The following is a 23,313-nucleotide window of genomic DNA, read 5'->3' as shown; positions in this document are numbered from 1 at the left end:
TCCTTGTTGGTCTGAGTCGTAACGTGATGGGACGGCGGGCGGGGCGACGTTTGGAACAAACGAGCGCCGTCCACCGTCCCCTATATCCAGGGTCCGTCGTCGGGCATGAAAATCAAATCGCTCACCGGCGCCTCATAGCCCGCCGCTGTCAGCATCGCATGGATTTGCCCGCGGTGATGGGTCTGGTGATTGAACATATGGCTCACACAGAGCGCCAGCGGTTTTTCCACCGCGCGCCCCTGCACGCCGGAATACCAAGACAGCGGCCCGGTCAGCTCCACCGCAAGCACCCGCTCGGCCCAGCGCAAGAGCGCGCCATCGGTGCGAAACCGCTCCACGCCCCAAGCCGTCGCATCCTGCGTCAGCCCGGTGCTGTCCGCTATGCTTCCCGCCGGCGCCGTGCCGCCGGTCAGCCGCGCAATCCAGATCCGGTCCCCCCAGAGCAGATGATTTGCCGTGTTCAGGATCGAGCCGAAAAAGCTCTTTCGGTCCTGCGTCAGCTCATCCGGGCTCATCTGATCGAACAGCGCCTTGAGCTGGCGGTTCTGCCATCCATTGTAGCGTGCCATCGTCACGCAATACTCCGGCGTGATCATCATACCCGCACCCCCGGCTGCCAAAGCTCCGCCATTTTGCCCACCTTTTCTTTCATCGCGCCATAAGGCACCGCCCGCCCTTGATCGCCTTGCACGGTGGCAAAACATTCCGGCGGGTGCAACGGGGCTGACTGATGTGCACTCAAGAAACTTACCCGCTGCGCGGCAGGGCGATGCTTGCGGCGGCGCGGCTCAGGCGGCATTGTGGGCCCTGCACATGCACTGGATGCCACCGAATGAGTTCACCGCCCAAGCCCACCCTGCCCGACGACGCGCTGCAATCCTTCGATCTGGCGCATTTTACGCCCTACCGCCTCGCGGTTGCCGCACAGCAGACATCGGAAGAGCTGGCCCGGCAGTACCGCGCCCGTTTTGGCATCTCGATCCCGGAATGGCGGGTGCTGGTGCATCTGACGCAGGCCGATGACGTCTCGGTGCGGGACATCGAGGCGCGGGTGGCGATGGAGAAGAGCAAGGTCAGCCGCGCGGCCTCAAGGCTGGAGACGGCGGGGTTGATTTCCAAACGGGCGCATGAGACCGACCGGCGGCTGCTGCGGCTGTCGCTGACCGCGCAGGGTCGCAGCCTGATGGCGGAGCTTCTGCCGCTGGCTGAGGAGTATCAGCGCGAGATCGAAGCGCGCCTCGGCCCGGCCTTCAAGGCCCTGGAACAGGGGTTGACCGCGCTGTTGCAACCAAAATCGTGACGGCAGAAGACCAGTTCTGTAGCCCACCGGCGCGCAGCGGGACCTGCGCGCCGGGACGTCGTCAAAGCCGCGCCTTGGCCGCTTCGGCCACAGCCTCTGGCGTGATGCCAAAATGCTTGTAGAGGTCCGGGTAATCTCCCGACGCACCAAAACTGTCCATCCCGATAAACGCGCCTTTCGGCCCGATGTAACGGTCCCAGCCCAGCCGCACCGCCGCCTCCACCGCCACCTTGACCGTGCCCTCGGGCAGCACGGAAGCCTTGTAGGCCTCGCCCTGCGCCTCGAACAGCTCCCAGCACGGCATGGAGACCACCGCCGTCGGCACGCCGTCTGCCTGCAGCAGGTCCCGCGCCGCCATCGCCACCGCGACCTCTGAGCCGGTGCCGATCAGCGTCACCCGCGCCGCGCTTCCCGTCGCCTCGGCCAAAACGTAAGCGCCCCGCGCCGTCCGGTTTTCGGCGCCTGCCCCGCGCAGCAAGGCAAGCCCCTGACGCGACGCGATGATCGCCGTCGGCCCATCCCGGTGCAGCAACCCAAGCTCCCAGGCCTCCGCCATTTCCACGGCGTCCGCCGGGCGGATCGTCCACATGTTCGGATAGGCCCGAAGCGAGGCGAGATATTCGACAGGCTGATGCGTCGGGCCGTTCTTGCCAATGCCGATGCTGTCATGGCTGAAGACGAAAATGCCGGGGATTTCCATCAGCGCCGCCATGCGCAACGTGTGGCGCAGGTAATCAGAAAAGACGAGGAACGTCGTGCCCATGGATACGAGGCCACCGTGCGCCGTCATGCCGTTCATCATCGCGCCCATGGCGAATTCGCGCACCCCGTAGTGGATATAGCGCCCGCCCCGGTCGGCGGCAGTGAACGGCGACAGCTGGCGTTTGTGCTGCGTCGCGGCTTCGAGGTCCGGCGCGCCGGAGATCAGTTCCGGGATCGTCTCCGCGAGCGCGGCCAGCATCGCGCCGGAGGCACGGATCCCCGCCGTCGCGCCGCCCTCTTCGACAAACGCCGTCTTGGCGTCGCGGATGGTCTGTTGCCAGCCCTCCGGCAGGGCCCCGGACATCACGCGATCCCATTCCGCGCGGTCCTGCGGCGCCATGGCGTCCACACGCGCCTGCCACGCCTCTCGCGCCTCGGCGCCGCGCTGGCCCGCCTGCCCCCAGGCGTCATAAATCGCCTGCGGGATTTCGAAAGGCGCATAGGGCCAGTTCAGAGCCGCCCGAGCAGCGTCCGTGTCCTCGGTTGAAATCTTGCCGCCATGCGCGGCGCGATCGTCCTGAATGCGAGGAATGCCAAAACCAATCAACGTTCGGCAGGCGATCATCGACGGGCGCGGGTCCGTCTTGGCCGCTGCAATCGCCCCGGCCACCGCCATGGCGTCATGGCCATCGACCTCCTGCACATGCCAGCCGTTGTTCTCGAAGCGCACCCGCTGATCTTCGGACACCGCCTGATCGGTGGGGCCGTCATCGGTCATCCGGTTGTCGTCCCAAAGGTAGATCAACTTGCCCAGCTTCAGGTGCCCGGCCAGCGCAATCACCTCCGCCGAAATCCCCTCCATCAAACAGCCATCGCCGGTGTAGGCATAGGTGTAGTGATCGACGATGCCGTCGCCAAAGCGATGGTTCAGGATGCGTTCCGCCACCGCCATTCCGACGGCATTGGCGATCCCCTGCCCCAGCGGGCCGGTCGTGGTCTCGATTCCGGCCTGGATGTCAAACTCCGGGTGCCCCGCCGTATGAGAGCCGAGCACACGAAAGCTCTTGATCTGCTCCATATCGATCTTTTCATACCCGGCGAGGTGCAGCGCCGAATAGAGCAGCATGGAGCCATGCCCGGCCGAATGCACAAAGCGGTCGCGGTCGGGCCAGTCCGGCACTTTGGGATCGAACTTCAGCGCCTGCGTGAACAGCCCCGTGGCGATGTCCGCGCCGCCCAGTGGCGTGCCCGGGTGGCCGTCCTCGGCCCGCACGATGGCATCCATCGACAAAAAGCGCATGGCATTGGCCATTTCCCGCAGGTCGGTCGTCTGGTCGGGGGCGGTCTGAACGGTCATGCGTGGCATCCTTGAACGGCTGGGAAAAGCTGACCTTGAATAGACAATAGCCGCCCGCGCCACAAAGAAGAAACGCTAAAGGGTTCGGTAAGCCTGCCTACAGGTTGCAGCCCCGACCGCATTTCGGAAGAGAACCAGATCGAGACGACATTGCCCGGCGTGACCCGGCCCCCGTGCCACGGTTTTCAACATCTGGACGTTGGTTTGATCAAACAGATCCGACCGTTGCTCTAGGCTGCCGAGGCGTGGAAGAATGGCACCATAAGCGGTGACGAACTGCGCACCCTGCGCGGCTCTTTAAACGGGGACCGGACCGATCCGAAAAATCCGGTTATCCTGACTTTCACGTTGCACCGCGCTGCATTAGCTTGCGACCTTCAGGTCTTGCGGAAAGGGAGATTCATGGACTGGCTCAGAACGGGCGCGGCGCGTCTGACCGGCACCGCCATCGCCTTTTTCGCGCATCTGGTCACTGCCGCGCGGGCCATCTGGATGGGGATCGAACCCGTGCCGAGCCAGCGCGTCTATTTTGCCAATCACACCAGCAACGGCGATTTTGTCCTGCTCTGGGCCTCCCTGCCGCCTGCCCTGCGCGCCCGCACCCGCCCTGTGGCCGCCGCCGATTACTGGCTTACCTCCCCTATGCGCCGCTTTATCGGGCGCGACGTGTTCCGCGCGGTGCTGATCGAGCGCGACGCCGCGCGGCGCAGCACCGATCCGGTCAGCCAGATGGCGCAGGCCATAGAAACCGGCGCCTCGCTGATCCTCTTCCCCGAAGGCACGCGGAACATGGGACGCGAGCGCCTGCTCCCGTTCAAATCCGGGCTGTTTCACCTCGCAAGCCAATGCCCCGAGGTCGACCTCGTTCCGGTCTGGATCGACAATCTCAACAATGTCATGCCCAAGGGCGAAATCATACCGATCCCGCTGCTGTGCACCGTCACCTTCGGAGCGCCGATGCACGTGGCCCCGGGTGAAGACAAAGCCACGTTCCTGAAGCGCGCGGAAACCGCCCTTCTCGCCCTCGCCCCGGAAGGACAGGACACATGAGCGCCCCGACCGAATTCCTGCACCTGATGGCCGGGGTCCTTGCGATCCTCGTCCTCGCCTCTGTCATCGGTCTCGTCCTGAGCCTCCGGCTGAACAAGGACGGCCAGAACGCCACCATCGAGAACCTCAACGCCCGGATCAAGGCATGGTGGGCGATGGTGGCGTTGCTCGGCCTTGCCATGCTGGCCGGGCGCACGGGCGTGCTGGTCCTCTTTGCGCTGCTGAGCTTTGCGGCCCTGCGCGAATTTCTGACCCTGACCGAGAAGCGCCGCGCCGATCACTATGCGCTCGCCGCCAGCTTCTTCGTCATCCTGCCGGTGCAATACATCTTCATCGGACTGGATTGGTACGGGATGTATTCGATCTTCATCCCGGTCTATGCCTTTCTTGGATTGCCCATCGTCGCGGTCCTGCGCGGCGAGACCGACCGCTTTCTGATGCGCATTGCGGAAACCCAATGGGCGCTGATGATCTGCGTCTTCGCCGCGTCCCATGTCCCGGCGCTTCTGACGCTGCAAATCCCCGGCTACGAAGGAAAATCCATCCTGCTGATCGCCTTCCTCGTCTTCACCGTGCAGTTCTCAGACGTGATGCAATACGTCTGGGGCAAGCTTTTCGGTCGCCGCAGGATCGCGCCCAAGCTCTCGCCGTCGAAGACATGGGAAGGTTTCGTCGGCGGCATCCTCACCGCATCCTTGGCGGGCGCGGGACTTTGGTGGCTGACCCCATTCACGCCGTTTCAGGCTTTCTTGATGGCGCTGGCGATCACGCTCATGGGGTTCTTCGGAGGGCTGGTCATGTCGGCGATCAAGCGCGACAAGGGCATCAAGGACTGGGGCCATCTGATCGCGGGACACGGCGGCTTTGTCGACAGGCTCGACTCGGTGGTCTTTTCCGCGCCAATCTTCTTTCACCTGACCCGCTATTTCTGGTCCTCGGTCTGAGGTCTTGCCATGACGAACACACGCCGCCCGCTCAAAAGCCGCGACACCGCTCTCGCCGCCCGCACGGCGCGCTGGCTTGCCGCCACGCGCATCACGCCCAACCAGATCAGTGCCGCCTCTGTCGGCTTTGCACTGCTCGCCGCCGATGCCTTCTGGCTTTCGGGCGGGACAAACGGGTTTTGGCTGATCGTCGCGGCGCTGGGGGTGCAACTGCGCCTTGCCTGCAACCTGCTCGACGGGATGGTGGCCATAGAGGGCGGCAAGAAGAGCCCGACGGGCGCCTTCTGGAACGAAGCACCGGACCGGCTGGCGGATGTACTGATCCTTGTTGGCATGGGATTGGGCGCGGGCAATGCCGCGCTCGGCTGGGCGGCTGCCGCCATGGCAATCCTGACGGCCTACATCCGCGAGCTCGGCACCAGTGCCGGTGCCCCGCCCGATTTTTCCGGTCCCATGGCCAAACCGCACCGGATGGCGGCCGCAACGGGGGCGGCGCTGCTGGCCCTCGTTGGGCCCTGGCTCGGATTAGGGATCGCGGTCCTCGAATGGGCACTCTGGATCATCGCCATCGGCGCAGGGCTGACAGCGCTCCGCCGCTGCGGACGACTGATTTCATGGCTGCGCCGCAACGGCTAGGCCTCACGGAAATCACCGCCGCCGAAGCCACCCATACGGCTCCATAGACCTCTCAAAGACTGGCTATTCAGGAGAAGTGGTGCACCCGATAGAAAGCGCCAAAACCTATTGTGCCAAGTAGTTGCTAGAAAACAGGCACCCTCTACACTTTTCAAGTATCAATGAGTTACAGAGATTATGGAAACGGAATGAGGCTCAGTCAGGCTCTCGAATTACCAGCAGCAGGGCCATAGCGCCAGCCACAGTGTCGCCGGCCCCCGGCAGTGGGTCTTGGCCGCAATCAGCTTCGACGTTGTTCATCACTCGGCAATCTATCAGCCCAGACCGCGAAGGTCGGCTGTGCGGGGTTCCTAACGTTTGTTGCGTGCATCCCATGAGCGGCCCACAGCCGACCTTCATGCCAGGCGCGGTGGATGGCCGGTCCCAGCCCGAAGCGGACATGACCTGTGCAGCCGCAGCACCCGAGGCATTCCGAAGTGTGGGCGGGAAGCTGACCTTCGCTGCATCAGCGTGAAAACCAATGCCGCGACAAGAAGCGGCCGTTTAGTTCGGTGATACTAATTGCTTATGGTCGTTCTTTTTGGCTGCAACGCCAGGATTTTTTCCTGTTGGCGATTCCATATTAAGGTTGATTTCAAATGGGGTCTGTTTAGCCTCTGACGACGGGCCTTTTCATTCAGATCATTGATACCAACCCAAGCGGAGCGTCCCAAACTAAATGAAGACAGAAGACATCGCCAAGTTTGCGCTAACCTGTTTCCAAGGATCCCCGACAATTGTCCTTGGAAGTGGCGCCTCTATGCCACATGGATTGCCAAGTATGGGAGCACTGAGCGGCTACCTGTGTGACAAGCTGGAAACAGTGGGCCAAGCCGAAGAGGACGCTTGGTTGTTGGTCCGGACAGCCTTAGCAAACGGTGATCATCTTGAAGCTGCGTTGGAGGGCAAGGCTTTGCCGGATACCCTGCTCGCGAAGATTGTCAGCCTGACTTGGCAATGTGTCAACGAGAAGGATACAGCGCTATTAGGCCTTGCAGCGTCAAATGGCGGGGAGTTCGCTCTTGGGCGTTTGCTGTCCAGGATGTTCAACAGCAACTTGCGCGAAATCCATGTCGTCACCACCAACTATGATCGCGTCGCAGAGTTTGCCTGCAATTCCAAAGGAGTGCTTTTTCAAACCGGGTTTGCTCCAGGCTATATCCAGAAGTGGGAGAGCACCGGCGGAGTCAAATTCCGGCATGGCTCCAAGGCTTCGCGGGTCGTCAAGATCTGGAAGGTCCATGGCTCGCTGGACTGGTTCCGCACCGCAGATGAGCGAACAGTGGGATTGCCGGTCTTTGAATTGCCACCCGCCGAGTACACCCCTCTTATCGTTACTCCTGGATTCAACAAATACGAGACAACGTCCCAAGACCCATTCCGAACAATAATTAATGGCGCAGATGACGCGCTGAAGACCGCCTCTGCGTTTCTTTGTATCGGATTTGGCTTCCGCGATCTGCATATCCATCCAAAAATCATCGAGCGATGTCGGGAAAGAAACGTGCCCATCGTTGTGCTGGCCAGAACCCTGACCGACGAGGCCAAAGACTTTCTCAAGACCAAAGCCGGTACAAACTACATGGGTGTCGAGATGTCTGGAACCGGGAGCAAGGTCTACCGCCCCGAGGCCCCAGATGGTGTCGAGGTGGACACTGCTGATTTATGGTCGCTTCCAGGTTTCAACAATTTGGTCCTTTAGGTAATGCACATGTCCATTTTCGATTTCGCAGACAATGAAGCCCTCGGCAGCGTGATATCAGTAGATACCGCTGCAGCAACGATCCGCGTCGACGACCTCGACAGGCTCAAGCGGCTGCAGGTAAACCGTTTGGTGGTTCTCCAGAGCAGCAAGCCCGGGCAACACTTGATTGGTGTGGTGGTGCGGATCACCAGGAAACCCGACAACCGCGATTTGGAAGAGGCGGAATTGACCGACCTGGAGTTGATCCCGAACGAGAACAACCTCGTCAAGATCACACTTATCGGCACCTTGCTCGACAAGGTTGGACTCGAACAGAACGTTTTTCGCCGAACCTTAGAAACCGTGCCGGAAATCGACGCCAATTGCTTCTCTCTGGAGGGTGAACGCCTCACCAATTTCATGCAGGTCATTTCCAACGTGAAAACGGACGGCCCAAAGCTGTCTTTGGGAAACTTCACGTTGGATGACGAAGCTGTAGCTTATCTGAATGGCAACAAGCTCTTTCAACGACATGCCGTGATCGTCGGGAGCACTGGATCGGGCAAGTCCTGGACTACGGCTCGATTGCTGGATCAGATCGCGGAATTGCCACAGGCGAATGTGGTCTTGTTCGATATCCATGGTGAGTATCGACCGCTGAAAGGCGAGGCGTTCAAGCACCTGAGGATTGCGGGGCCTTCAGACATCGAGCACAAGCGCGGCTTGGATGACGGGGTATTGCATCTGCCATACTGGTTGTTGGGCTATGAGGCGCTGGTGTCCATGTTCGTGGACCGCAGTGACCAGAACGCACCAAACCAATCGATGATCATGACGCGCACTATCGTCGACGCGAAAAAGGGCACCCTAGATCCGGTCAAGCATGAAGAAATATTGGAGAATTTCACAATCGACAGCCCGGTGCCTTTCGACATCAATTCAGTGCTGCAGAACCTCAAAGACCTGGATGAAGAAATGGTGCCAGGCGCGAGGGGCGAAAAGCAGGGTCCCTATCATGGCAAGCTGAGCAGGTTGATCGGTCGCCTAGAAGCAAAAAGGCATGATCGTCGTCTGGCATTCCTGTTTCAGCCTCCCAATGAATGCATGGACATGGAGTGGCTGGAACGAATGGTTCATGCCATTTCAACCGGTCGCGGGGCTCAGGATGGCAATGAAGGCGGCATCAAGATTATAGACTTTTCAGAAGTGCCATCTGACGTACTGCCCTTGATGGTGAGCCTCTTGGCTCAAATTGTTTTCTCTACGAGCCTCTGGACGAAATCTGACCAGCGGCATCCTATCGCAATCATGTGTGATGAGGCTCATCTGTACATACCAGAACGGCTGAATGCCGACAGTTCTGACGCGGTCGCTGTTGAGATTTTTGAGCGGATCGCAAAAGAAGGCAGGAAATATGGCATAGGGCTTGTGGTTATCAGCCAGCGACCATCCGAAGTAAATCGAACTGTTCTGAGCCAGTGCAACAATGTTGTTGCCATGCGTTTGACCAACGGCGACGATCAGAGCGTGATAAAACGCCTCCTTCCTGACAGTCTTGGAAGTTTTGGTGACCTATTGCCTGTCTTGGACATCGGAGAAGCGCTGGTCGTCGGCGACGCGAGTCTTCTGCCGACACGCGTGCGCATAGCCGAACCCAAGATGAAGCCTGACAGCCAAACTGTTGCCTTCTGGGATCGTTGGAATGAGGTCGAGCCTAAATCCGACACGTCCAACGCGATCCGCTCATGGCGACGCCAAAGCATGAACTGAGAATACTGGCAAGAAAGAAAAAACCAGTAGAAATGCTACTTTTGCAAATCACAAATGGTTTGCCGGACCGCAAAGCGACAGTAGGTTCTGCTCGAGCACATGACAGTTTTGTCTTGCACTGCAGATCTCCAAAAGCCATCGGGTTTCGCACTCGCGGCGAATGATGGCAGTGCGTGCTGCTGCCGCCGCATTAATTATTGGTTGGCGAATGTCGGGAATGGGCCGATTGGAAAGCGCACCGTACCCAGCAGAGGAATTGCCGGGTACGGAATCGGTTTCGTGATTTATGCGCTCTTCTTGTCGGCTTGCACCGCAAGGTCGACTACGTGATGCACAAGGAACGCCTCGATCAAAGACAGGGCATAATCTCGGTCGATGGGCAGCATACCCTCGTCCAGCCATCTGTTATCAACATAGTCTTCCGCATCCCACAAAGCCCGCGTCGCGGTGGGATTGTCCGGCTCGATCCGGTCGAAGACTTTCTCGAAGGTGAAATTGGCGATCTCGATAGCTTCCGCTCGATCAGCAGGCGAGACAGGAAGCGACGTGATCTTGGTATCGACTGACGACGCCGTCGGGCGAGAGACAAGCAAGCTCCAACTCGCGAAGCCCTCCTGTTTGGCGATCTGCTTTTGCGCCTCATGGAGCGGGATGCCGCGTTCGCGGGATAGCTCCTTGGCACGGCGCTTTAGAACATAGATAGGCGTGGTTGGTCGGTTCATTCGAAACCCTCCTGGTCGAGCGAATTACACAACCCCTCCTCATGTGTGCTCGAACGGATGGTTCGATGATCAGAGTGCTCTGCATGAAGTGTGCTTTCCCAACGGAGGGGGGAGGCGCGAGCAGCGCCTGTCAAAGACAGATACGTCAGTTTCGCTGAATGACAAGAGAAAGGTGCTGACCTATTAGCTCGGGGCAGAGCGGTCCGTTTGAAGGCGATTCAGAGTTTCGATGCGCTGCGCCAGCATCAATGTCCGGTTCAGTGAAGCAGCGTTGTAGGTGGATGACACGACGAACGGCAGGAATGGGCCGCAAGTGAACGTGTAGTTGCCTAGGCCAGGTCGCTTAGGCGTTGCATGTTCGTTGTAGCATAGTATCTTGCGGTCATGGAACTCACATACTCAATCAATCTCGTTGGTTTTGAAAGCGACGTCGAGCGCGGTGATGTTGTGACGCGTGATGGCGAGTATCTCGGCGTCTGGACATTTATCAAGGACGAAGACAACGAAACTGGTGTGATTCACTTTGTTGCGGACGGCGAAAGTGAGCCGATGTTCACTGAAAGCATTCCGTTTCTGAGTAGTGGAATGCGGACCGGGATGGCTATGAGCGATCTCTGCCGCTCCATCAGAGACTGGCACGAAACTTAGATCGGGAAAACACCACTGGCCACTACTGCGGTGATGCAGGTTCGGCGAAGGACCGGTTCAGGGAAGCTGCGATGCAGCTATGGACAATCTTGTGGATGACCGCAGAGGGCCGTCACTGTCTTGGTTTCAATAGAACGCCTGCTACAGCCAGAGAAAATGCCAATGCCAGAAGGTATGGCGAGAGTAAGATTAGTGCTATAGGTGGGCTTCTCTGTGACTTAGCCTCGACCGACTTGCGCTCTCGTACATGCCGATTCCAGTCATTCAAGAACTCAAAAAACTTGTCTTTATGATATCCCACGGGAACTTCCCGCACACTCGGGAACGAAGCGAAAAACTCTTCCGGAACTTCTTGGTAACTTTCTCGGTCAAGATCGTCGACAAACTCGTCAAGTTGCTCGGTCCATTTGCATACTTTCTCACTTTCCTCGACGAGAAGATCAAAGTCGGGTGGCGAATATTCCGATCGGATTGCGGATCGACAGTTTGCCAACATCGTGTTGGTCACAATCTGCAAGCCCGAGAGTTCACCGCCAGTCCAACCTTTTTGAGCGTTAGCCTCTATCTCAAAGCCCATTCTCTGAACTTCGAAAGCAGGTATAAGAAAGCCCACTGCGCCGAGAACCAAAGCGCATAAATCCAAGAGCCTCCAGTTCACGATGCTCAACCGATGTACAGCCCAGACAAAGAAGCCAGACAAAAGTATTACCAAGGCTAGGTTTAACCAGATATTTTGAAACAGTCCCAACTCGGGCATTGGCATCTCTAAACAGTTGAATTTTGAAAAAGACTGAAACGTTTCTACTGGATTGTCGAGATGGTAGGCAATGTCCGCTTACGGGTTTTGCTTCACAGTGTTTATGCTCCAGCCGAATGTCAGGTTAGGGCCGATCACGTCGAGAAGGAAGACTACGGTTCCAGACTTTGCAAAGTACACTTCCTGCGCATCTCGGACGTTCATGCAATTCGCAGCGAATGACTGCTCTCCGCCCTCCTTTATCGGAATACTACTTTGGTTTCCGCCTCAGCTCTAGTGTCAGCTGAGAATGGCACCCCTACGTCACCGTCTTGCTTGTCACGTTCACGATCCCGCATAGCCGAAACCTTGCTTGAATAGGGGCCGCATATCACCCAAGATCCCGGAGGCCTCGGTGTTGTCTGCCTATACCAATACCAATAAGCCACTGAATCCTCAATTTTTTTTGCGGTCACCGCTCGTACCTAACTGCAAACCCTTGTGTGACCAGCCATTCGTTTACATTCTCTTCCGCCTGGTAGATTGTTACTAGGTATCGACCGAAACTCCCTGTCGCTTCCCTGTCTTTTCTGCGCATTTTGTGAGTGCATATAAAGAGCGATCGACCTTCGACCCGCGCCCGCAGGGCCTCAGTCGCTGCGTGAGCGCCTTCGGAACCGCGCTCTGGCGCTTGGATTTCGTACAGACGCAGGTGCTCATTCCGCTTCCAAACATCAAATCCAAGGTCTATGTCCGCGACAACCGTATCTCCGTCGATTACACGAACGATGTCGGCTCGATAGGTGTAAAGCCCGCAGTCCGGCATCTCCTGTGCGGATCCCCCTGTCGCGAGACAAATCGCCAAAACCGCGATTCTTAGCATCATGGAACCTACCTTTCGACGGGCAAGCCGGTCCGATTTTGAAACATCAATAGCTCCGGCCAAACAAACCCAACTTTCAACTAAAAGTCACTTAACATCGGCGTGCAATACTACCGGATCATCTTCAACGCCCCAACCCCGGACCCGACATAGAACAGCCACCGGATCATGTCCCCGGCCCATTCCTGCATCTGCGGCGTGGGCAGATCGGCGACGGACCACGCAAACCCGAACACGCTGTCCAGGATCACCGCCGCCCACCACAGCGCCAGCGGGCCGATGAACAGACCGGCGAAGACCCAGAACCACGGGAAGGCCAGCTTGGCGCGGTTGTACTCAGCCATGATCCGCGCTTCGCTGACCGCTTCCCGCGCCAGTGCCACCGTGGTCTGCGCCTGCAGCCGTTCCCGATCATTCAGCAGTTCCGCCCGGCGCTCGATGTGCCCGATGGCCTTGTCAACGATCCCGCCGAAGCCGAGCTTGATCAGGAACGCCACGAGGCCGCTCATCGCAGCCTCACCGGCTCATTGGTCAGCGCCCGCAGGATCATGTTGCCGACGATGGTGATCAGCGCGATCCCGGAGCGGACCGGCGCGATCCACTCAGCTTCGTAGCCGGAGGCCACGAGCTGGTCGATCAGCGGTGTCAACTCGTCAGCGAAGGCGACCACGGCCATCAGCACGTTGAACCAGACGGTCTTTGACCGCCACCAGACCTTACCCATTGGACATCTCCCTTACCTTGGCGCGATAGGCCGCTTCGCGCCGGGCGTTCTGCGCCGCGTTCAGGGCGAGCACCAGCGCGACCGCCACGGCGACCACGACAACACCGCTCATCGCCCAGTCCGGCAGATCGAAAAGGCCCGAGCCTGCGCCGGAGGCCACAGTGCCACCCGCGCCGGTGGTCTGCGCCGCCTTGACCTGCTTCGCGCGGGACGCCTCGACCGCGACCGCGCTGGCGGACCTGGTGTGCATCGCCACCGCCGTGGCCTCGGTATCCGCCACCCGCCGCGCCCAGCCCCGCCCGAAGGTTGACCAGGTGCCGAGCTTGCGCAGGAACCCCATTCGTGCCGCGCAGGCACGCTGGATGACGGTGACGCCTGCCTTCGCCGACTGCGCCGCACCGAGCGTCTGCGAACCCATAGCACCATCGGCCTTGACCCCGAGGCCAATCTGCAGCCAGCGGATGCCCCGCAATGGGCCGGAGTTCACGCCGCCGTCGAAGGCCACCAGATCCATGCCGTCCGGAATTTCATCGCCTCGGACCGCGTTCCAGTATTTCGGGCGGTAGATTTCCCCCGCCGTCGCGACGGTCAGGGTCTTCACGTCCTGCTTGGTCACCGAACGCCCGCGCCAGGCCGCGAGGGTCGTGCGGGTGATGCCGTACTTTGTCGCCCCGCCCGGGTCGCGCGGGTGATCGACATAGCCGCCCTCCCATTTAAACACATGGTCCAGACAAGCCCGATAGTTCGCTGCTGTCATGTCAGCCTCCAAAGAAAAGGCCCGCCAGTGGCGGGCCGTTGCGTGTTCAGATCCGGCGAGTGTTACTTCGGCCAGAGACCCAGACCCTTGAGCGCCCCCACGGATGCGCCAAAGAGGACGATCAGACCGCCAAGCGCTTTCAGCGTGGCGACCATGCGACGTTGCGTCCGGTAGGCGAGGATGATCTCGCGCAGCGTTGTGCCGTCCTGCACGATGTGCCGCAGCAGATCGCGCTCGCCCTTGCTCTGGAACATCTCCGCCAGCGAATGCAGCACGGCACGTTCCGACTCCGAAAAGGAGGATTCGAGGGATTTGTCCGTCATCACCCTACCCCCCTTCACGCCGCCGGGCTGATCTGCGGGGCGACGAGGACGCGGCCCTTGAGATAGACACGCTCTTCGTCCGGCTCCCAGACCTGGTAGAATGCCGCCCGGCCTGCCGCGAACGGAGCCATGGCCGCGCTGGCGACCGTGAAGGTCCACAGACCGCCGCTTCCATGCACTCCGGCGACCTCGACGTCCGCCGCTCCGCGGCCATTCGTGCTGAGGCGCAGGGCGAAGCTGCCGGTGGTGATCGCGGCCCCCGCGCCGTCAAGCATCAGGATCTCGACGGACAGGACCTCGCCTGCCGTGTATCCCGTGATGTCGAAGTTTTCAGCCATGTCCAGTGGCCCTCCATGCTGCGGCGCGTCCGGTGGCCTGCGCCGGAGTGGCAAAGCCTTGCGCGGTGTGACGTGTCTGCCTGCCGACCGGCCCCTCAAAAGCTCGGATACCGGGCACCGGGGTCGGATCGGCCACAGTTGGTGCTTCGGCCTTGTAGGGATGACCGGCGGGCAGCTCGCCAGCCAGCCCCCAGCCATGCGCGAGGTAGCCGGTGATCTGATCCGTCTCATCCGCCGAGGGTGCATAGGCCGTGAATATCAGCTCCCCGCAGGAACGCGTTGCGCTGGCTGTACCGACCGCGCCGATCCCGTTGTCCTGGTCGACCGTTTCGACCGGATCGGAGCCTGTCGCATGATAGGCCACGCCGTTCACATAGATCACGTGATCCGCGACGGTATCTCCGTCCAGCACACAGCCGACCACCGCAGACCCTGTCAGACCCGGACCGGTCCAGCCTGCCCCGCCCAGCTCGATGCGCAGATCACCAGTGCTGTGATATTTGAACGTCCAGCGCGAATAAGGCACGCCGGTGCCATAGCCGCCGATGTTTATGATCACCTCGCGACCAACCGCGCCACCGATCAACTCGACCACCGCAAAGGCCGCGCGGGGCGCAGCGCCCGTGACGCCAAGCGACGGCAGATCCATCAAAGCGTTGCCTTGAAACGTCACCACGTCCAGCCCGCCGATCTGGCGCTCACCGAACCGTGGTGCTAGAGCCGCGTCGCCCTGCACCGCATCTCGCGCGCCCGCCTGATCCGGCCAGCGCACAACGTCTGTGCCGCTTAGCGTCAGCGGCTCGCGGGCGTCCAGCCAGAGGCGCGGTGCCGTGGCCAGATCGGAGGGCGTCCAGAGCGCCATCAGAAAGCCCTGTTCAGTTCACTGACCAGGTGGAATGCCCCACTCTGGGGCAGCACGGGCACGGTTCTGAAGTCGCATTCGCGGAACTCCAATGCGATATGCTCGGAGTTGGCTGGGACCTCCAACCAACGCAGAGCTTCAAAATCGTACCCGGCCCAATAAGGCAGACAAAATACGCATCGGTCAAACTGCACACGTGTAGATGCCTTAAGCCGCATAGGCACGTCCACCAGGAAAATTTTTTCCCGAAATTCAGTGAAGTGGTTGCCCGACACAGCTCTTGCAGGCCCAGCGACCGCGAGCGCAGCAAGCGCCGAAATGAACTTCCGTCGATCTGTCAGCATATGAATTCAACCTCCACAAACAGTGTCGTGCCTCGTTGGTCTGCAGTCCCTAGAGAGTCCACGATGACCACATCTTCGAAACCAGCCGGTATCAAGTACGGCTCTTCCACCACGACCGCCCATCGGCTATCTGGTGCTTGGCTTCCAGCGGCGGCGATTACCGTTCCGTTTCCGTCACGCAGCTCAAACTCCGTAGATGTCCCGGCTGGCAGGTCCCCGGTATTCCGGAACACCACTCGTGTGATAATTGCTTCAGCCGGTAGTTTCGCTGTGTATTCTGCCGTTGTGGTCGGCGTGCCCCGCCCGGCTGTGTCGCGAAACACGAAGGAGCGTTTGCCGAAGTGGCTGTTGACTGCATAGCGGGAGCCGTACACTGCGTCCCAAACCACAACATTGCCACTGCTGTGGTTCGTGGAAGACCGGCAGCGGTCCAGCTCCACCAACCATGTACCCCCAATTATGTCTCGATCAAAAATCAAGAAATCATCAGGCTTGGGCTGATTAATTTGGCACTGCAAATACCGCGCGTTATGCTCGCATACTTGCGAGCCGCTGGCGTTGAAATACTTGTGCTGGCCTATCACGAAGCAGTTGTCGAACAGAACCATCGGCCCCGCCATTCCCGCCACGCGGAATTCCGCATGCACGACGCTGTCGTATCCCGCCGGAATGACAGCCCCGAAATCCACATCCCGGAAACTGACAGTGCCATAGGGCCACTGGCAATAGATCAGCTTGGAATTGGTGTTCTTGTGCTCGAAACGGCCGCCGGTCACGGTCAGGCTGCAGACCCCGCGTGCGTGCGTTGTGCCGAGAAGCTCGAACAGCGGGGCGCCGTTCGTGGAGGTGTTCAGCGTCATGCCCGGAGCAAGCCCCGACCAATCGCAATTGACGAAATGGAAGTGCCCGCCCTTGCGCGCCCGGATGCACTGGCCGTCATAGAGCCACAGGCGGCAATTGGTGAACCAGTAGTTGAGGAACTGATCGGAGCCCTCCGACGGGATGTCCAGCATGACATCCCGGATCGAGGCCGTGACACCGCAGTTGCTCCACTTCCACTCGGAGTTGTTGTTGCCGCCTTCAAGCCGGTACAGCTTCTGCCAGACCCCGGCCCAGTTGCAGTTGTCGAACAGGACTTCCTGCGCGCCGCCACTGGCGTTGACGAACATGAATTTGGATGTGTCACTGTCGCAGGTGAAGAACAGGTTCTTGAACCGGACAAGCATGAATTCGTTGTCATTGAAGAACAGGTAATCATCGCCGTCGTGGGCGAAGTGAATCGTTGTCCCCGCCGCGTCCCCTTCATAGGTCAGACCAACGCTGCGCCCGGCCGCGAGGCGATCCATCATGCTGCGAGGCGTGCCAACGATGTACTCGCCACCCGGAAAGTAGATGCGGTTCAGCACGACCGGATTGTTCCCCGTGGTGGGCATGACCCGGCTCGCAGCGGCGGCCCGGAACGCCTTGGAAATGGCCGCCGAGTCGTCCGTGGAGCCATCGCCCCTGGCCCCGAAGGCCCGAACGTTGAAACCGCTCTCACCGGGACGCACATAGAGCTTCACACCGCCAGCGGTCTGCACATGCTGATCCGTGGCCGAGGCATTGGCCACATCATAGACGAAGCCCTCCGCGTGTGTGCACAGACACAAACCGCTTTCAAAGAACGCGGCAGACCGGGTATCGGCCAGCACCGCATCCACGTTGGCCAAAGGCTCGCCCGCGGCCAGAACGGCCTGCAGATCCCCGTTGGCGATGTCGATCACCGTCTCGCTGGCCGGCAAGCCCAGCCCGGACACGATCTCGAACGCGCCTTGTGGCAGCAGGCAGCGGTCCCCGGGGACCAGATGGTTCAGCCCCTGAAGCTCCGCCACGGAGCCGACCTTGAACGGCACCGATTGCCGCAACAGGTCCAGTGAGGTTTTCAAGCTGCTTCCGGTCATCGGAAGCGAAGGAATTGCAACGGCCATGGCCCTGTACTCCAGTGTAAAATCCGGTTGCCCGGAAAAGCCGGTACGCGTCCGCGCAGCGCAGCGCTCTGGCCCCTCCCCAAGGGGTCAAAGCCGCGCGATGCGCGACGGTATGCGGGTTTAGGAAATGGTGGATTGTGCGGTGATCAGATCACTGGCGCGCAACACCGACAGCGCGCCACCAGCGGGCGCATTGGCAGGCGCATTGACGGGCGCGCTCATCATCGTACCTGTGCTCAGCCCGATCATCAGTACAGCCCCACAAGATTGCCTGCGGTGGTGCCGGTGGCCCAGATCCGCGTGGCGCGCATCGGGAAAAGGCTTCCCGCGCCGATATGAAGCGTCACGTCGCTGCCATCGAGAAGCGTGGCGCGCACCGTGCCCGGCACCCCGACATTCAGCGCCCGGGTCACAGTGGGCAGGTCGGCCCCGTCATCGGGCGTAATGGCATAGCCGCCAAACGGCGGCGACGTAATGCTTCGGCTGAACTTGCTGAAATGATCCGTCATGACGGTCCCCTTTTGAAATCGCGTGCTTGTCGGCAGCAGAGCCCCAACCCTCTGCCAAGCTGGTGCGGAAAAATTCCGCCTAATTTGTTAACAATCCGAAGCCGCGCCGAACGCCGGGCACCGCAGCCACGCAACAGCACGCCCCGGCCGGTTGCGCCGCACCGGTCAATCGGCATAACGAACAGGGAACCGGGGCTGGCCGTCCGCCCTACAGGAGAAGACCCGCCCATGAGCGCTGACCGCCCTGCCCGACTGATCTTTTTGTGGAACAATTTCGGCCCGATGCACGCCGACCGGGTCGAGGCCGTGGCCCGCCGTTTCCCGGACGCGGAAGTGCACGGGATCGAGCTTTTCGATCACGACATCACCTACGACTGGCACAGCGATACCCGCGCCGCCTTCGAGAAAACCACGCTCTTTACCAAGGGCGATGCCCCCGGTCTTCTCGCCCGGACCCGGGCGCTGATCGGCCTCGCGTGGTCCATGCGCCGCGCGACGTGGTTCCTGTGCCATTACGAGCGGCCCGAGGTCTTTGCCATGGCGCTGGTGCTGCGACTCACCGGGCAACGGGTCTTCACCATGGGCTGCTCAAAATTCGATGACAAACCGCGCAATGCCCTCTCCGAATGGCTCAAGAGCCTCGTGCTGCGCCCCTACCACGGCGCCATCGGCACGGTGCAGCGGTCGGCGGACTATTTCCGCTTTCTCGGAATGCGCAAACGGCCGGTCAGCAGCCCCTACAACACCTTGTCCCTCGCGCGGATGCGGGCACAGGCCGAAGGGGTGACGCCCCCCGCCTTCGCGGACCGCCCCTGGGTCATCGTTGCGCGGCTGGTTGAGAAAAAGAACCTCGCCATGGCGCTCCGCGCCTACGCGCTCTACCGCGAAAGTGGCGGCACACGGACACTTGAGATCTGCGGAAACGGAGCGCTTGAGGCCGACTTGAAGGCCCGCGCGGCGGAAGTGTCCATCGCGGAGCATGTCGTCTTCCACGGCTTCGTCCAGACCACGGAGATCTCGCGCACCCTCGCCCGCGGGCTGGCGCTGATCCTGCCCAGCCTGGAAGAGCAATTCGGCAATGTGGTCATCGAAGCGCAGGCGCTCGACAGGCCCGTCCTGCTCTCGGAAATCTGCGGCGCGCGCGAATTGATGGTGCAGGACTGGGTCAACGGGTTCGCCTTCCCCCATGACTGCCCCGAGAGCCTCGCCGGGTACATGACACTGCTCGACACGGACGAACCCCTCTGGCAGCGCCTGTCAGACGGCGCACGCCAAAGCGCCCCGCGCGGCGACGTCGCCGCTTTTGCCGAGGCGGTGGCGACGCTGGTCAGCGCGCAGGAGGAACGCGCATGAAAGTCCTGCACATCCTCTACTCCATCGACCCCAAGGAAGGCGGCGTCGCCAATTACGCCAAGGTCGTCGCGGCCCAGCACCGCGCCATGGGCATCGAGAGCGTCTTTGTCACGCTTGACGACCCGCAGGGGGCGCATCTGAAAGACTTTCCCTTCGAAATCCGCGCCTGCGGTCCGGCGCGCGGCTCCGGCCCCAATCCTCCGGGACTGGCGGAGGCCATCACCGATTTCGCCCCGGGCTGCACCGCCGCCGTGGTGCATGGCCTGTGGAACAGCGCCTCCATCGGGGGCTATCCTGCGCTGAAACAGGCGGGGCTGCCTTGGGTCCTGTTCCCCCATGGCATGCTCGATCCCTATTTCCGCCGCATCAAACCCGTGAAACATGTCATCAAACAGGTCTACTGGTGGCTCTGGCAGGGGCGCATGCTCAGCGAGGCCAGCCGCGTGCTCTTTACCTGCGAAGACGAACAGCTGCTGGCCCGAAACGCCTTTGCCGGGCACCAGTCCTACACAGGCCAGCCCATCGCCTTCTGCGCCAGCAGCCTCGCCCTGCCGCCCGCAGAGATGAAAGCAGGCCATGCCGCCTGGGCGGCACATCTGCCCCGGCTTCAGGGGCGCGATTACTTCCTGTTCCTCAGCCGCATCCACCCCAAGAAAGCCTGCGACACCCTCATCGACGCCTTTGCCACGGTCGCCGCCGAGCATCCGACGCTCGATCTGGTGATCGCGGGCCCCGACCAGGTCGGCTGGCAGACCGAGCTGCAGGCGCAAAGCCGCTCTCTTGGCATAGAAGAGCGCGTCCACTGGCCCGGCATGGTCAGCGGCGCGATGAAATCCGCCGCTTTCGCAGAAGCCCTCGCCTTCACCCTGCCCTCGCATCAGGAAAATTTCGGTATCGTCGTCGCCGAGGCCCTGTCCGTCGGCACGCCAACGCTGATTTCCCGGCAGGTCAACATCTGGCGCGAGATCGAGCAGGCCGCCGCCGGCATGGCCTGCGAGGACACGCCCGAGGACACCGCCGCCATGCTCAGGCGCTTCCTGTCTCTCCCGGAGGCGGAAAAAACCGCCATGCGCCCGGCCGCGAAACGCTGCTATGCCGCGCATTTCTCGGTCGAGCAGGCCGGGGCGGCCCTGCGGGACATACTGGCGGAGATCTCGGCCCGCTGAGCCGCCTCAGTTCTTGTGATATCCGGCGCCATAACGACCATAGGCGCTGTATTTCCCGCCATAGCCATAGCGCTTCATGCCGCGCGGGTTGACGTTGTTGAGCACAAGGCCGTTGACCGGACGGTTGACGCTGTCGAACATATCAAGCGCCTCGGTGACCAGCGTTTTCGACGTGCTGTCCCATTTGATCACAAAGATCACAGCGTCGACCTGCTGGGCCACGATGCGCGCATCGGGCACCACCAGAACCGGCGGCGTATCGATGATGATGTGATCATACAGCGTGCGGGCCTGTTCGAGCAGCCCCGCGAACTTTTCAGAGGCAAAGACATCCGCCGCATTGACGCGGGATTCCTCGCCGAACAACACGTCGATCCCGGTTTTCTCGTCCGTGACAATTGCCTCTTCCAACGTGTGCTGACCGGTCAGAACACCGATCAACCCCTTGGGGTTTTCGACGTTGAAATAGGCCGACAGCATCCGCCGCCGCACATCGCCCTCGACCAGCAGGACCTTGCGGCCCATCGCGGCAAGATTCTGCGCCAGCGCCATGGAGACCGTCGTCTTGCCCTCCCCCGGGATCGAGGAACACACCAGCAAGGTCTGCGGCGGTTGGTCGAGATTGGACAGCAGCACCGAGGTGCGCAGATTGCGGATCGCCTCCGCCGCCGCAGAGGAGGGTTTGTCCGAAAGATAGCTCAGAACCCCGGTGCGCCGACGCGCCGGAATCCGCGGCACCTCGCCCATGACCGTGTGGCCGGTGAAGCGCTCCAGCGCCTGGGCGCTGCGGAAACTGTCGTTCACCGCTTCGCGCAACAGGACAAGAAGCGATCCGACCAGAAGCCCGAGAAAGGTGCTCAGCATCAGGATGCGGGATTTCTGCGGCGATGCGGGCACCACCGGGATGACCGCCTGTGACAATGTCCGGCTGTCGGCCTGCTGAATGCCCTGCTGCGCCGAGGTTTCCTTGAGCCGTGCCAGAAAATGCTCATAGAGCAGGCGGCTGGCCTCTGCCTCGCGGCTCAACTGCTGCAGGGTAATGAGGTCTTCGTTCTGTTTCTCGATCCGGGCCTCGAACTCGGCCTGCGATGTCTGAAGCGCCCCGAACTGGTTCTCGATCCGGGCGACATCCTGCGCCGCGCGCGCCGCAACCGCCTCGAAGCGGTCGTCAAAAGCCTGCGCGATCGCCGGCTGGTCGATCCGGGGCAACATGGCCTGCAACTGGCTGTCGCCGGTGGCTTCGACCTTTTCGCCGGGCGTTTCTGCCGCCTCGATCTGCGCCAGCCGCGCCACGGCGGCGGTGCGCCGAAGGGCTGTATCCTCGATCCGGTCACGCAGATCCTTGAGCTGGCGTTCGGTGGCCTGCAGATCCTCGGGGCTGATCAGATCGGTGCTCGTGCTGAACGCCTTGGCGCGGGTCTCCGCCACCTCCAGCTCCGCCTGCAGCTCGGTCACACGTTCGGTCAGCCAGCTGGTGGCCTGCTCTGTCGCGTCGAATTTCACCTCAAGCTGATTGCGGATGTAGAATGCGACCAGCGTATCGGCGATTAGCGCCGACTTGCGGGCGTCTTCCGTCTGCACCGTGATCTCGAACACCAGGCTGTCGGGCACCGTCCGCACCGAAACCGCCCTGCGCAGCGCGTCGATCGTCACCTGTCGCCGGTATTGCTGAGCCCGCTCCTCCGAAACCGGCGTCGGCGCCACGTTCAGACCGATCAGGGATTTGATCAGAACCTTGGCCCGCGCGAGCTGACTCTGAGGCCGCAGAAGCGCATTGAATTCAGGATCGGCGACAAGGTCCAGATCATCCACGATCTTGCCCAGCAGATCACGGCTGCGCAGCACCTCGACCTCGGTATTCACGACAGAGCTGTCCCGCGACAGCCCCCCCATGACACTGTCGAGGTTGAGAACCTCCTGATCGCGGTTGTTCAGCATGACCACCGCAGTGGAGCGGTACAGCGGCGTGGCCACGGCGTAAGCGTAATATCCACCGATCAAAATCGCACCGATAACCGCCGCAAGGATGATCAGCTTTCCGGTCCAGAGCACCCGCAACAGCGCCCGGATGTCGATGACGGCTTCGTCTTGTGACTTCACGGATTGCGCCGCCTTGTCACGGTGCGCGGCAGCCGGACGGCCTGCGGGGAAATTCGTGTTCATTGTGATCCGTCTAACATCTTCAATTCACCTTCATGGAGGGGGTTCTGATCGCCGCGCCCCAGAACTCTGCCTGCGATCCACGTCCAGAAGGCTTACAAATCCACGCGAGGTATAATCCCTTCCTGACCTCACATCCAGCCAAACTCCGCCTTTTCCGGCACCGCCGCACGCGCTGCTGCACAATCTGCAGGCAAAGCGTTACCGAGGCATGGCACCGGTGGACCTCATGCGACAGGCGTGCTTTCATACCCATATTCAGCCCGCTAGTCCGGGCACAACAGCCAAGCTACTGGAAGCAAGCTTAAAAGTTATGGGAATTTATCCAGAGGCAAATTT

24 protein-coding genes are annotated in these 23,313 nt (G+C 60.9%); 9 read left to right on the top strand and 15 right to left on the bottom strand.

Going from position 1 to position 23,313, the window contains the following annotated elements:
• Window positions 1-80: 80 nt before the first annotated feature.
• Window positions 81-599, bottom strand: a complete 519-nt coding sequence (locus ACN2XU_RS03095; RefSeq protein WP_419408936.1) for a DinB family protein — start codon at window positions 597-599, stop codon at window positions 81-83.
• A gap of 233 nt (window positions 600-832) precedes the next feature.
• On the opposite strand from ACN2XU_RS03095, the gene ACN2XU_RS03090 reads away from it, so the two are divergent.
• Window positions 833-1,300, top strand: coding sequence for a MarR family winged helix-turn-helix transcriptional regulator (locus ACN2XU_RS03090; RefSeq protein ID WP_419408935.1), 468 nt, complete (start codon window positions 833-835; stop codon window positions 1,298-1,300).
• Window positions 1,301-1,361: 61 nt separating this feature from the next.
• Here ACN2XU_RS03090 and tkt read toward each other — a convergent pair whose 3' ends face one another.
• Complete coding sequence (gene tkt, locus ACN2XU_RS03085; RefSeq protein ID WP_419408934.1) at window positions 1,362-3,359, bottom strand: transketolase; 1,998 nt, start codon at window positions 3,357-3,359, stop codon at window positions 1,362-1,364.
• Window positions 3,360-3,761: 402 nt separating this feature from the next.
• Between tkt and ACN2XU_RS03080 the strand changes: the two genes are divergently transcribed.
• The 5 genes from ACN2XU_RS03080 to ACN2XU_RS03060 all read left to right on the top strand — a co-directional run bounded on the left by ACN2XU_RS03080 (window position 3,762) and on the right by ACN2XU_RS03060 (window position 9,482).
• Window positions 3,762-4,409, top strand: a complete 648-nt coding sequence (locus ACN2XU_RS03080) for a lysophospholipid acyltransferase family protein (protein ID WP_419408933.1) — start codon at window positions 3,762-3,764, stop codon at window positions 4,407-4,409.
• The gene (locus ACN2XU_RS03075; protein ID WP_419408932.1) at window positions 4,406-5,353 is read left to right on the top strand and encodes a phosphatidate cytidylyltransferase; all 948 of its coding nucleotides are present in this window, start codon (window positions 4,406-4,408) and stop codon (window positions 5,351-5,353) included. Before ACN2XU_RS03080 ends, ACN2XU_RS03075 begins: the two co-directional genes overlap by 4 nt.
• 9 nt (window positions 5,354-5,362) lie before the next feature.
• Window positions 5,363-5,989 carry a CDP-alcohol phosphatidyltransferase family protein gene (locus tag ACN2XU_RS03070; protein WP_419408931.1) on the top strand — a complete coding sequence of 209 codons (627 nt, stop codon included), beginning with the start codon at window positions 5,363-5,365 and terminating at the stop codon, window positions 5,987-5,989.
• Between the two features lie 820 nt (window positions 5,990-6,809).
• A complete protein-coding gene (locus tag ACN2XU_RS03065; RefSeq protein WP_419408930.1) occupies window positions 6,810-7,730 on the top strand; it encodes an SIR2 family protein in 921 nt (306 codons plus the stop codon).
• Between the two features lie 9 nt (window positions 7,731-7,739).
• Window positions 7,740-9,482: an ATP-binding protein gene (locus ACN2XU_RS03060; RefSeq protein WP_419408929.1), complete on the top strand. Its 1,743-nt coding sequence runs from the start codon at window positions 7,740-7,742 to the stop codon at window positions 9,480-9,482.
• Window positions 9,483-9,766: 284 nt separating this feature from the next.
• Here ACN2XU_RS03060 and ACN2XU_RS03055 read toward each other — a convergent pair whose 3' ends face one another.
• The gene (locus ACN2XU_RS03055; RefSeq protein WP_419408928.1) at window positions 9,767-10,204 is read right to left on the bottom strand and encodes a P-loop NTPase family protein; all 438 of its coding nucleotides are present in this window, start codon (window positions 10,202-10,204) and stop codon (window positions 9,767-9,769) included.
• A gap of 384 nt (window positions 10,205-10,588) precedes the next feature.
• Between ACN2XU_RS03055 and ACN2XU_RS03050 the strand changes: the two genes are divergently transcribed.
• Window positions 10,589-10,852, top strand: a complete 264-nt coding sequence (locus tag ACN2XU_RS03050; RefSeq protein WP_419408927.1) for a hypothetical protein — start codon at window positions 10,589-10,591, stop codon at window positions 10,850-10,852.
• 112 nt (window positions 10,853-10,964) lie between these two features.
• Here ACN2XU_RS03050 and ACN2XU_RS03045 read toward each other — a convergent pair whose 3' ends face one another.
• From ACN2XU_RS03045 to ACN2XU_RS02995, 11 genes are all read right to left on the bottom strand, one after another.
• Window positions 10,965-11,609, bottom strand: a complete 645-nt coding sequence (locus tag ACN2XU_RS03045) for a hypothetical protein (protein ID WP_419408926.1) — start codon at window positions 11,607-11,609, stop codon at window positions 10,965-10,967.
• Window positions 11,610-12,060: 451 nt separating this feature from the next.
• Window positions 12,061-12,414, bottom strand: coding sequence for a thermonuclease family protein (locus ACN2XU_RS03040; RefSeq protein ID WP_419409265.1), 354 nt, complete (start codon window positions 12,412-12,414; stop codon window positions 12,061-12,063).
• Window positions 12,415-12,581: 167 nt separating this feature from the next.
• Complete coding sequence (locus tag ACN2XU_RS03035) at window positions 12,582-12,980, bottom strand: hypothetical protein (protein ID WP_419408925.1); 399 nt, start codon at window positions 12,978-12,980, stop codon at window positions 12,582-12,584.
• Complete coding sequence (locus tag ACN2XU_RS03030) at window positions 12,977-13,195, bottom strand: hypothetical protein (RefSeq protein WP_419408924.1); 219 nt, start codon at window positions 13,193-13,195, stop codon at window positions 12,977-12,979. Before ACN2XU_RS03030 ends, ACN2XU_RS03035 begins: the two co-directional genes overlap by 4 nt.
• Window positions 13,188-13,952, bottom strand: coding sequence for a glycoside hydrolase family 108 protein (locus ACN2XU_RS03025; protein ID WP_419408923.1), 765 nt, complete (start codon window positions 13,950-13,952; stop codon window positions 13,188-13,190). Before ACN2XU_RS03025 ends, ACN2XU_RS03030 begins: the two co-directional genes overlap by 8 nt.
• Before the next feature lie 62 nt (window positions 13,953-14,014).
• Window positions 14,015-14,275, bottom strand: a complete 261-nt coding sequence (locus ACN2XU_RS03020; protein WP_419408922.1) for a hypothetical protein — start codon at window positions 14,273-14,275, stop codon at window positions 14,015-14,017.
• A gap of 14 nt (window positions 14,276-14,289) precedes the next feature.
• Window positions 14,290-14,613 carry a hypothetical protein gene (locus ACN2XU_RS03015; protein WP_419408921.1) on the bottom strand — a complete coding sequence of 108 codons (324 nt, stop codon included), beginning with the start codon at window positions 14,611-14,613 and terminating at the stop codon, window positions 14,290-14,292.
• A complete protein-coding gene (locus ACN2XU_RS03010; protein ID WP_419408920.1) occupies window positions 14,606-15,475 on the bottom strand; it encodes a hypothetical protein in 870 nt (289 codons plus the stop codon). Before ACN2XU_RS03010 ends, ACN2XU_RS03015 begins: the two co-directional genes overlap by 8 nt.
• Window positions 15,476-15,812: 337 nt before the next feature.
• Window positions 15,813-17,786, bottom strand: coding sequence for a glycosyl hydrolase family 28-related protein (locus ACN2XU_RS03005; protein WP_419408919.1), 1,974 nt, complete (start codon window positions 17,784-17,786; stop codon window positions 15,813-15,815).
• A gap of 120 nt (window positions 17,787-17,906) precedes the next feature.
• Window positions 17,907-18,035: a hypothetical protein gene (locus tag ACN2XU_RS03000; RefSeq protein WP_419408918.1), complete on the bottom strand. Its 129-nt coding sequence runs from the start codon at window positions 18,033-18,035 to the stop codon at window positions 17,907-17,909.
• Complete coding sequence (locus tag ACN2XU_RS02995) at window positions 18,035-18,295, bottom strand: spike base protein, RCAP_Rcc01079 family (protein WP_419408917.1); 261 nt, start codon at window positions 18,293-18,295, stop codon at window positions 18,035-18,037. The genes ACN2XU_RS03000 and ACN2XU_RS02995 overlap by 1 nt, the downstream gene beginning before the upstream one ends.
• A 228-nt stretch (window positions 18,296-18,523) precedes the next feature.
• Here ACN2XU_RS02995 and ACN2XU_RS02990 point away from each other — a divergent pair, with 228 nt between their 5' ends.
• Window positions 18,524-19,648 carry a glycosyltransferase gene (locus ACN2XU_RS02990; protein ID WP_419408916.1) on the top strand — a complete coding sequence of 375 codons (1,125 nt, stop codon included), beginning with the start codon at window positions 18,524-18,526 and terminating at the stop codon, window positions 19,646-19,648.
• A complete protein-coding gene (locus ACN2XU_RS02985) occupies window positions 19,645-20,814 on the top strand; it encodes a glycosyltransferase (RefSeq protein ID WP_419408915.1) in 1,170 nt (389 codons plus the stop codon). The genes ACN2XU_RS02990 and ACN2XU_RS02985 overlap by 4 nt, the downstream gene beginning before the upstream one ends.
• A 6-nt stretch (window positions 20,815-20,820) precedes the next feature.
• On the opposite strand, the gene ACN2XU_RS02980 is transcribed toward ACN2XU_RS02985, so the two are convergent.
• Window positions 20,821-22,977, bottom strand: a complete 2,157-nt coding sequence (locus ACN2XU_RS02980) for a polysaccharide biosynthesis tyrosine autokinase (protein WP_419408914.1) — start codon at window positions 22,975-22,977, stop codon at window positions 20,821-20,823.
• Between the last annotated feature and the right edge of the window lie 336 nt (window positions 22,978-23,313).

The organism is Pacificoceanicola niger, assembly GCF_048553275.1.
GTDB lineage: Bacteria > Pseudomonadota > Alphaproteobacteria > Rhodobacterales > Rhodobacteraceae > Pacificoceanicola.
Note: the sequence above shows the minus strand (reverse complement) of the source record. Positions and strands in the feature narration are given on the sequence as shown.

What these genes read in the sequence shown, in the direction of transcription:
- ACN2XU_RS03095 (WP_419408936.1), bottom strand. Translation starts at nt 599, where the DNA reads ATGATGATCACGCCGGAGTATTGCGTGACGATGGCACGCTACAATGGA.
- ACN2XU_RS03090 (WP_419408935.1), top strand. Translation starts at nt 833, where the DNA reads ATGAGTTCACCGCCCAAGCCCACCCTGCCCGACGACGCGCTGCAATCC.
- tkt (WP_419408934.1), bottom strand. Translation starts at nt 3,359, where the DNA reads ATGACCGTTCAGACCGCCCCCGACCAGACGACCGACCTGCGGGAAATG.
- ACN2XU_RS03080 (WP_419408933.1), top strand. Translation starts at nt 3,762, where the DNA reads ATGGACTGGCTCAGAACGGGCGCGGCGCGTCTGACCGGCACCGCCATC.
- ACN2XU_RS03075 (WP_419408932.1), top strand. Translation starts at nt 4,406, where the DNA reads ATGAGCGCCCCGACCGAATTCCTGCACCTGATGGCCGGGGTCCTTGCG.
- ACN2XU_RS03070 (WP_419408931.1), top strand. Translation starts at nt 5,363, where the DNA reads ATGACGAACACACGCCGCCCGCTCAAAAGCCGCGACACCGCTCTCGCC.
- ACN2XU_RS03065 (WP_419408930.1), top strand. Translation starts at nt 6,810, where the DNA reads ATGGGAGCACTGAGCGGCTACCTGTGTGACAAGCTGGAAACAGTGGGC.
- ACN2XU_RS03060 (WP_419408929.1), top strand. Translation starts at nt 7,740, where the DNA reads ATGTCCATTTTCGATTTCGCAGACAATGAAGCCCTCGGCAGCGTGATA.
- ACN2XU_RS03055 (WP_419408928.1), bottom strand. Translation starts at nt 10,204, where the DNA reads ATGAACCGACCAACCACGCCTATCTATGTTCTAAAGCGCCGTGCCAAG.
- ACN2XU_RS03050 (WP_419408927.1), top strand. Translation starts at nt 10,589, where the DNA reads ATGGAACTCACATACTCAATCAATCTCGTTGGTTTTGAAAGCGACGTC.
- ACN2XU_RS03045 (WP_419408926.1), bottom strand. Translation starts at nt 11,609, where the DNA reads ATGCCCGAGTTGGGACTGTTTCAAAATATCTGGTTAAACCTAGCCTTG.
- ACN2XU_RS03040 (WP_419409265.1), bottom strand. Translation starts at nt 12,414, where the DNA reads ATGCCGGACTGCGGGCTTTACACCTATCGAGCCGACATCGTTCGTGTA.
- ACN2XU_RS03035 (WP_419408925.1), bottom strand. Translation starts at nt 12,980, where the DNA reads ATGAGCGGCCTCGTGGCGTTCCTGATCAAGCTCGGCTTCGGCGGGATC.
- ACN2XU_RS03030 (WP_419408924.1), bottom strand. Translation starts at nt 13,195, where the DNA reads ATGGGTAAGGTCTGGTGGCGGTCAAAGACCGTCTGGTTCAACGTGCTG.
- ACN2XU_RS03025 (WP_419408923.1), bottom strand. Translation starts at nt 13,952, where the DNA reads ATGACAGCAGCGAACTATCGGGCTTGTCTGGACCATGTGTTTAAATGG.
- ACN2XU_RS03020 (WP_419408922.1), bottom strand. Translation starts at nt 14,275, where the DNA reads ATGACGGACAAATCCCTCGAATCCTCCTTTTCGGAGTCGGAACGTGCC.
- ACN2XU_RS03015 (WP_419408921.1), bottom strand. Translation starts at nt 14,613, where the DNA reads ATGGCTGAAAACTTCGACATCACGGGATACACGGCAGGCGAGGTCCTG.
- ACN2XU_RS03010 (WP_419408920.1), bottom strand. Translation starts at nt 15,475, where the DNA reads ATGGCGCTCTGGACGCCCTCCGATCTGGCCACGGCACCGCGCCTCTGG.
- ACN2XU_RS03005 (WP_419408919.1), bottom strand. Translation starts at nt 17,786, where the DNA reads ATGGCCGTTGCAATTCCTTCGCTTCCGATGACCGGAAGCAGCTTGAAA.
- ACN2XU_RS03000 (WP_419408918.1), bottom strand. Translation starts at nt 18,035, where the DNA reads ATGATCGGGCTGAGCACAGGTACGATGATGAGCGCGCCCGTCAATGCG.
- ACN2XU_RS02995 (WP_419408917.1), bottom strand. Translation starts at nt 18,295, where the DNA reads ATGACGGATCATTTCAGCAAGTTCAGCCGAAGCATTACGTCGCCGCCG.
- ACN2XU_RS02990 (WP_419408916.1), top strand. Translation starts at nt 18,524, where the DNA reads ATGAGCGCTGACCGCCCTGCCCGACTGATCTTTTTGTGGAACAATTTC.
- ACN2XU_RS02985 (WP_419408915.1), top strand. Translation starts at nt 19,645, where the DNA reads ATGAAAGTCCTGCACATCCTCTACTCCATCGACCCCAAGGAAGGCGGC.
- ACN2XU_RS02980 (WP_419408914.1), bottom strand. Translation starts at nt 22,977, where the DNA reads ATGAACACGAATTTCCCCGCAGGCCGTCCGGCTGCCGCGCACCGTGAC.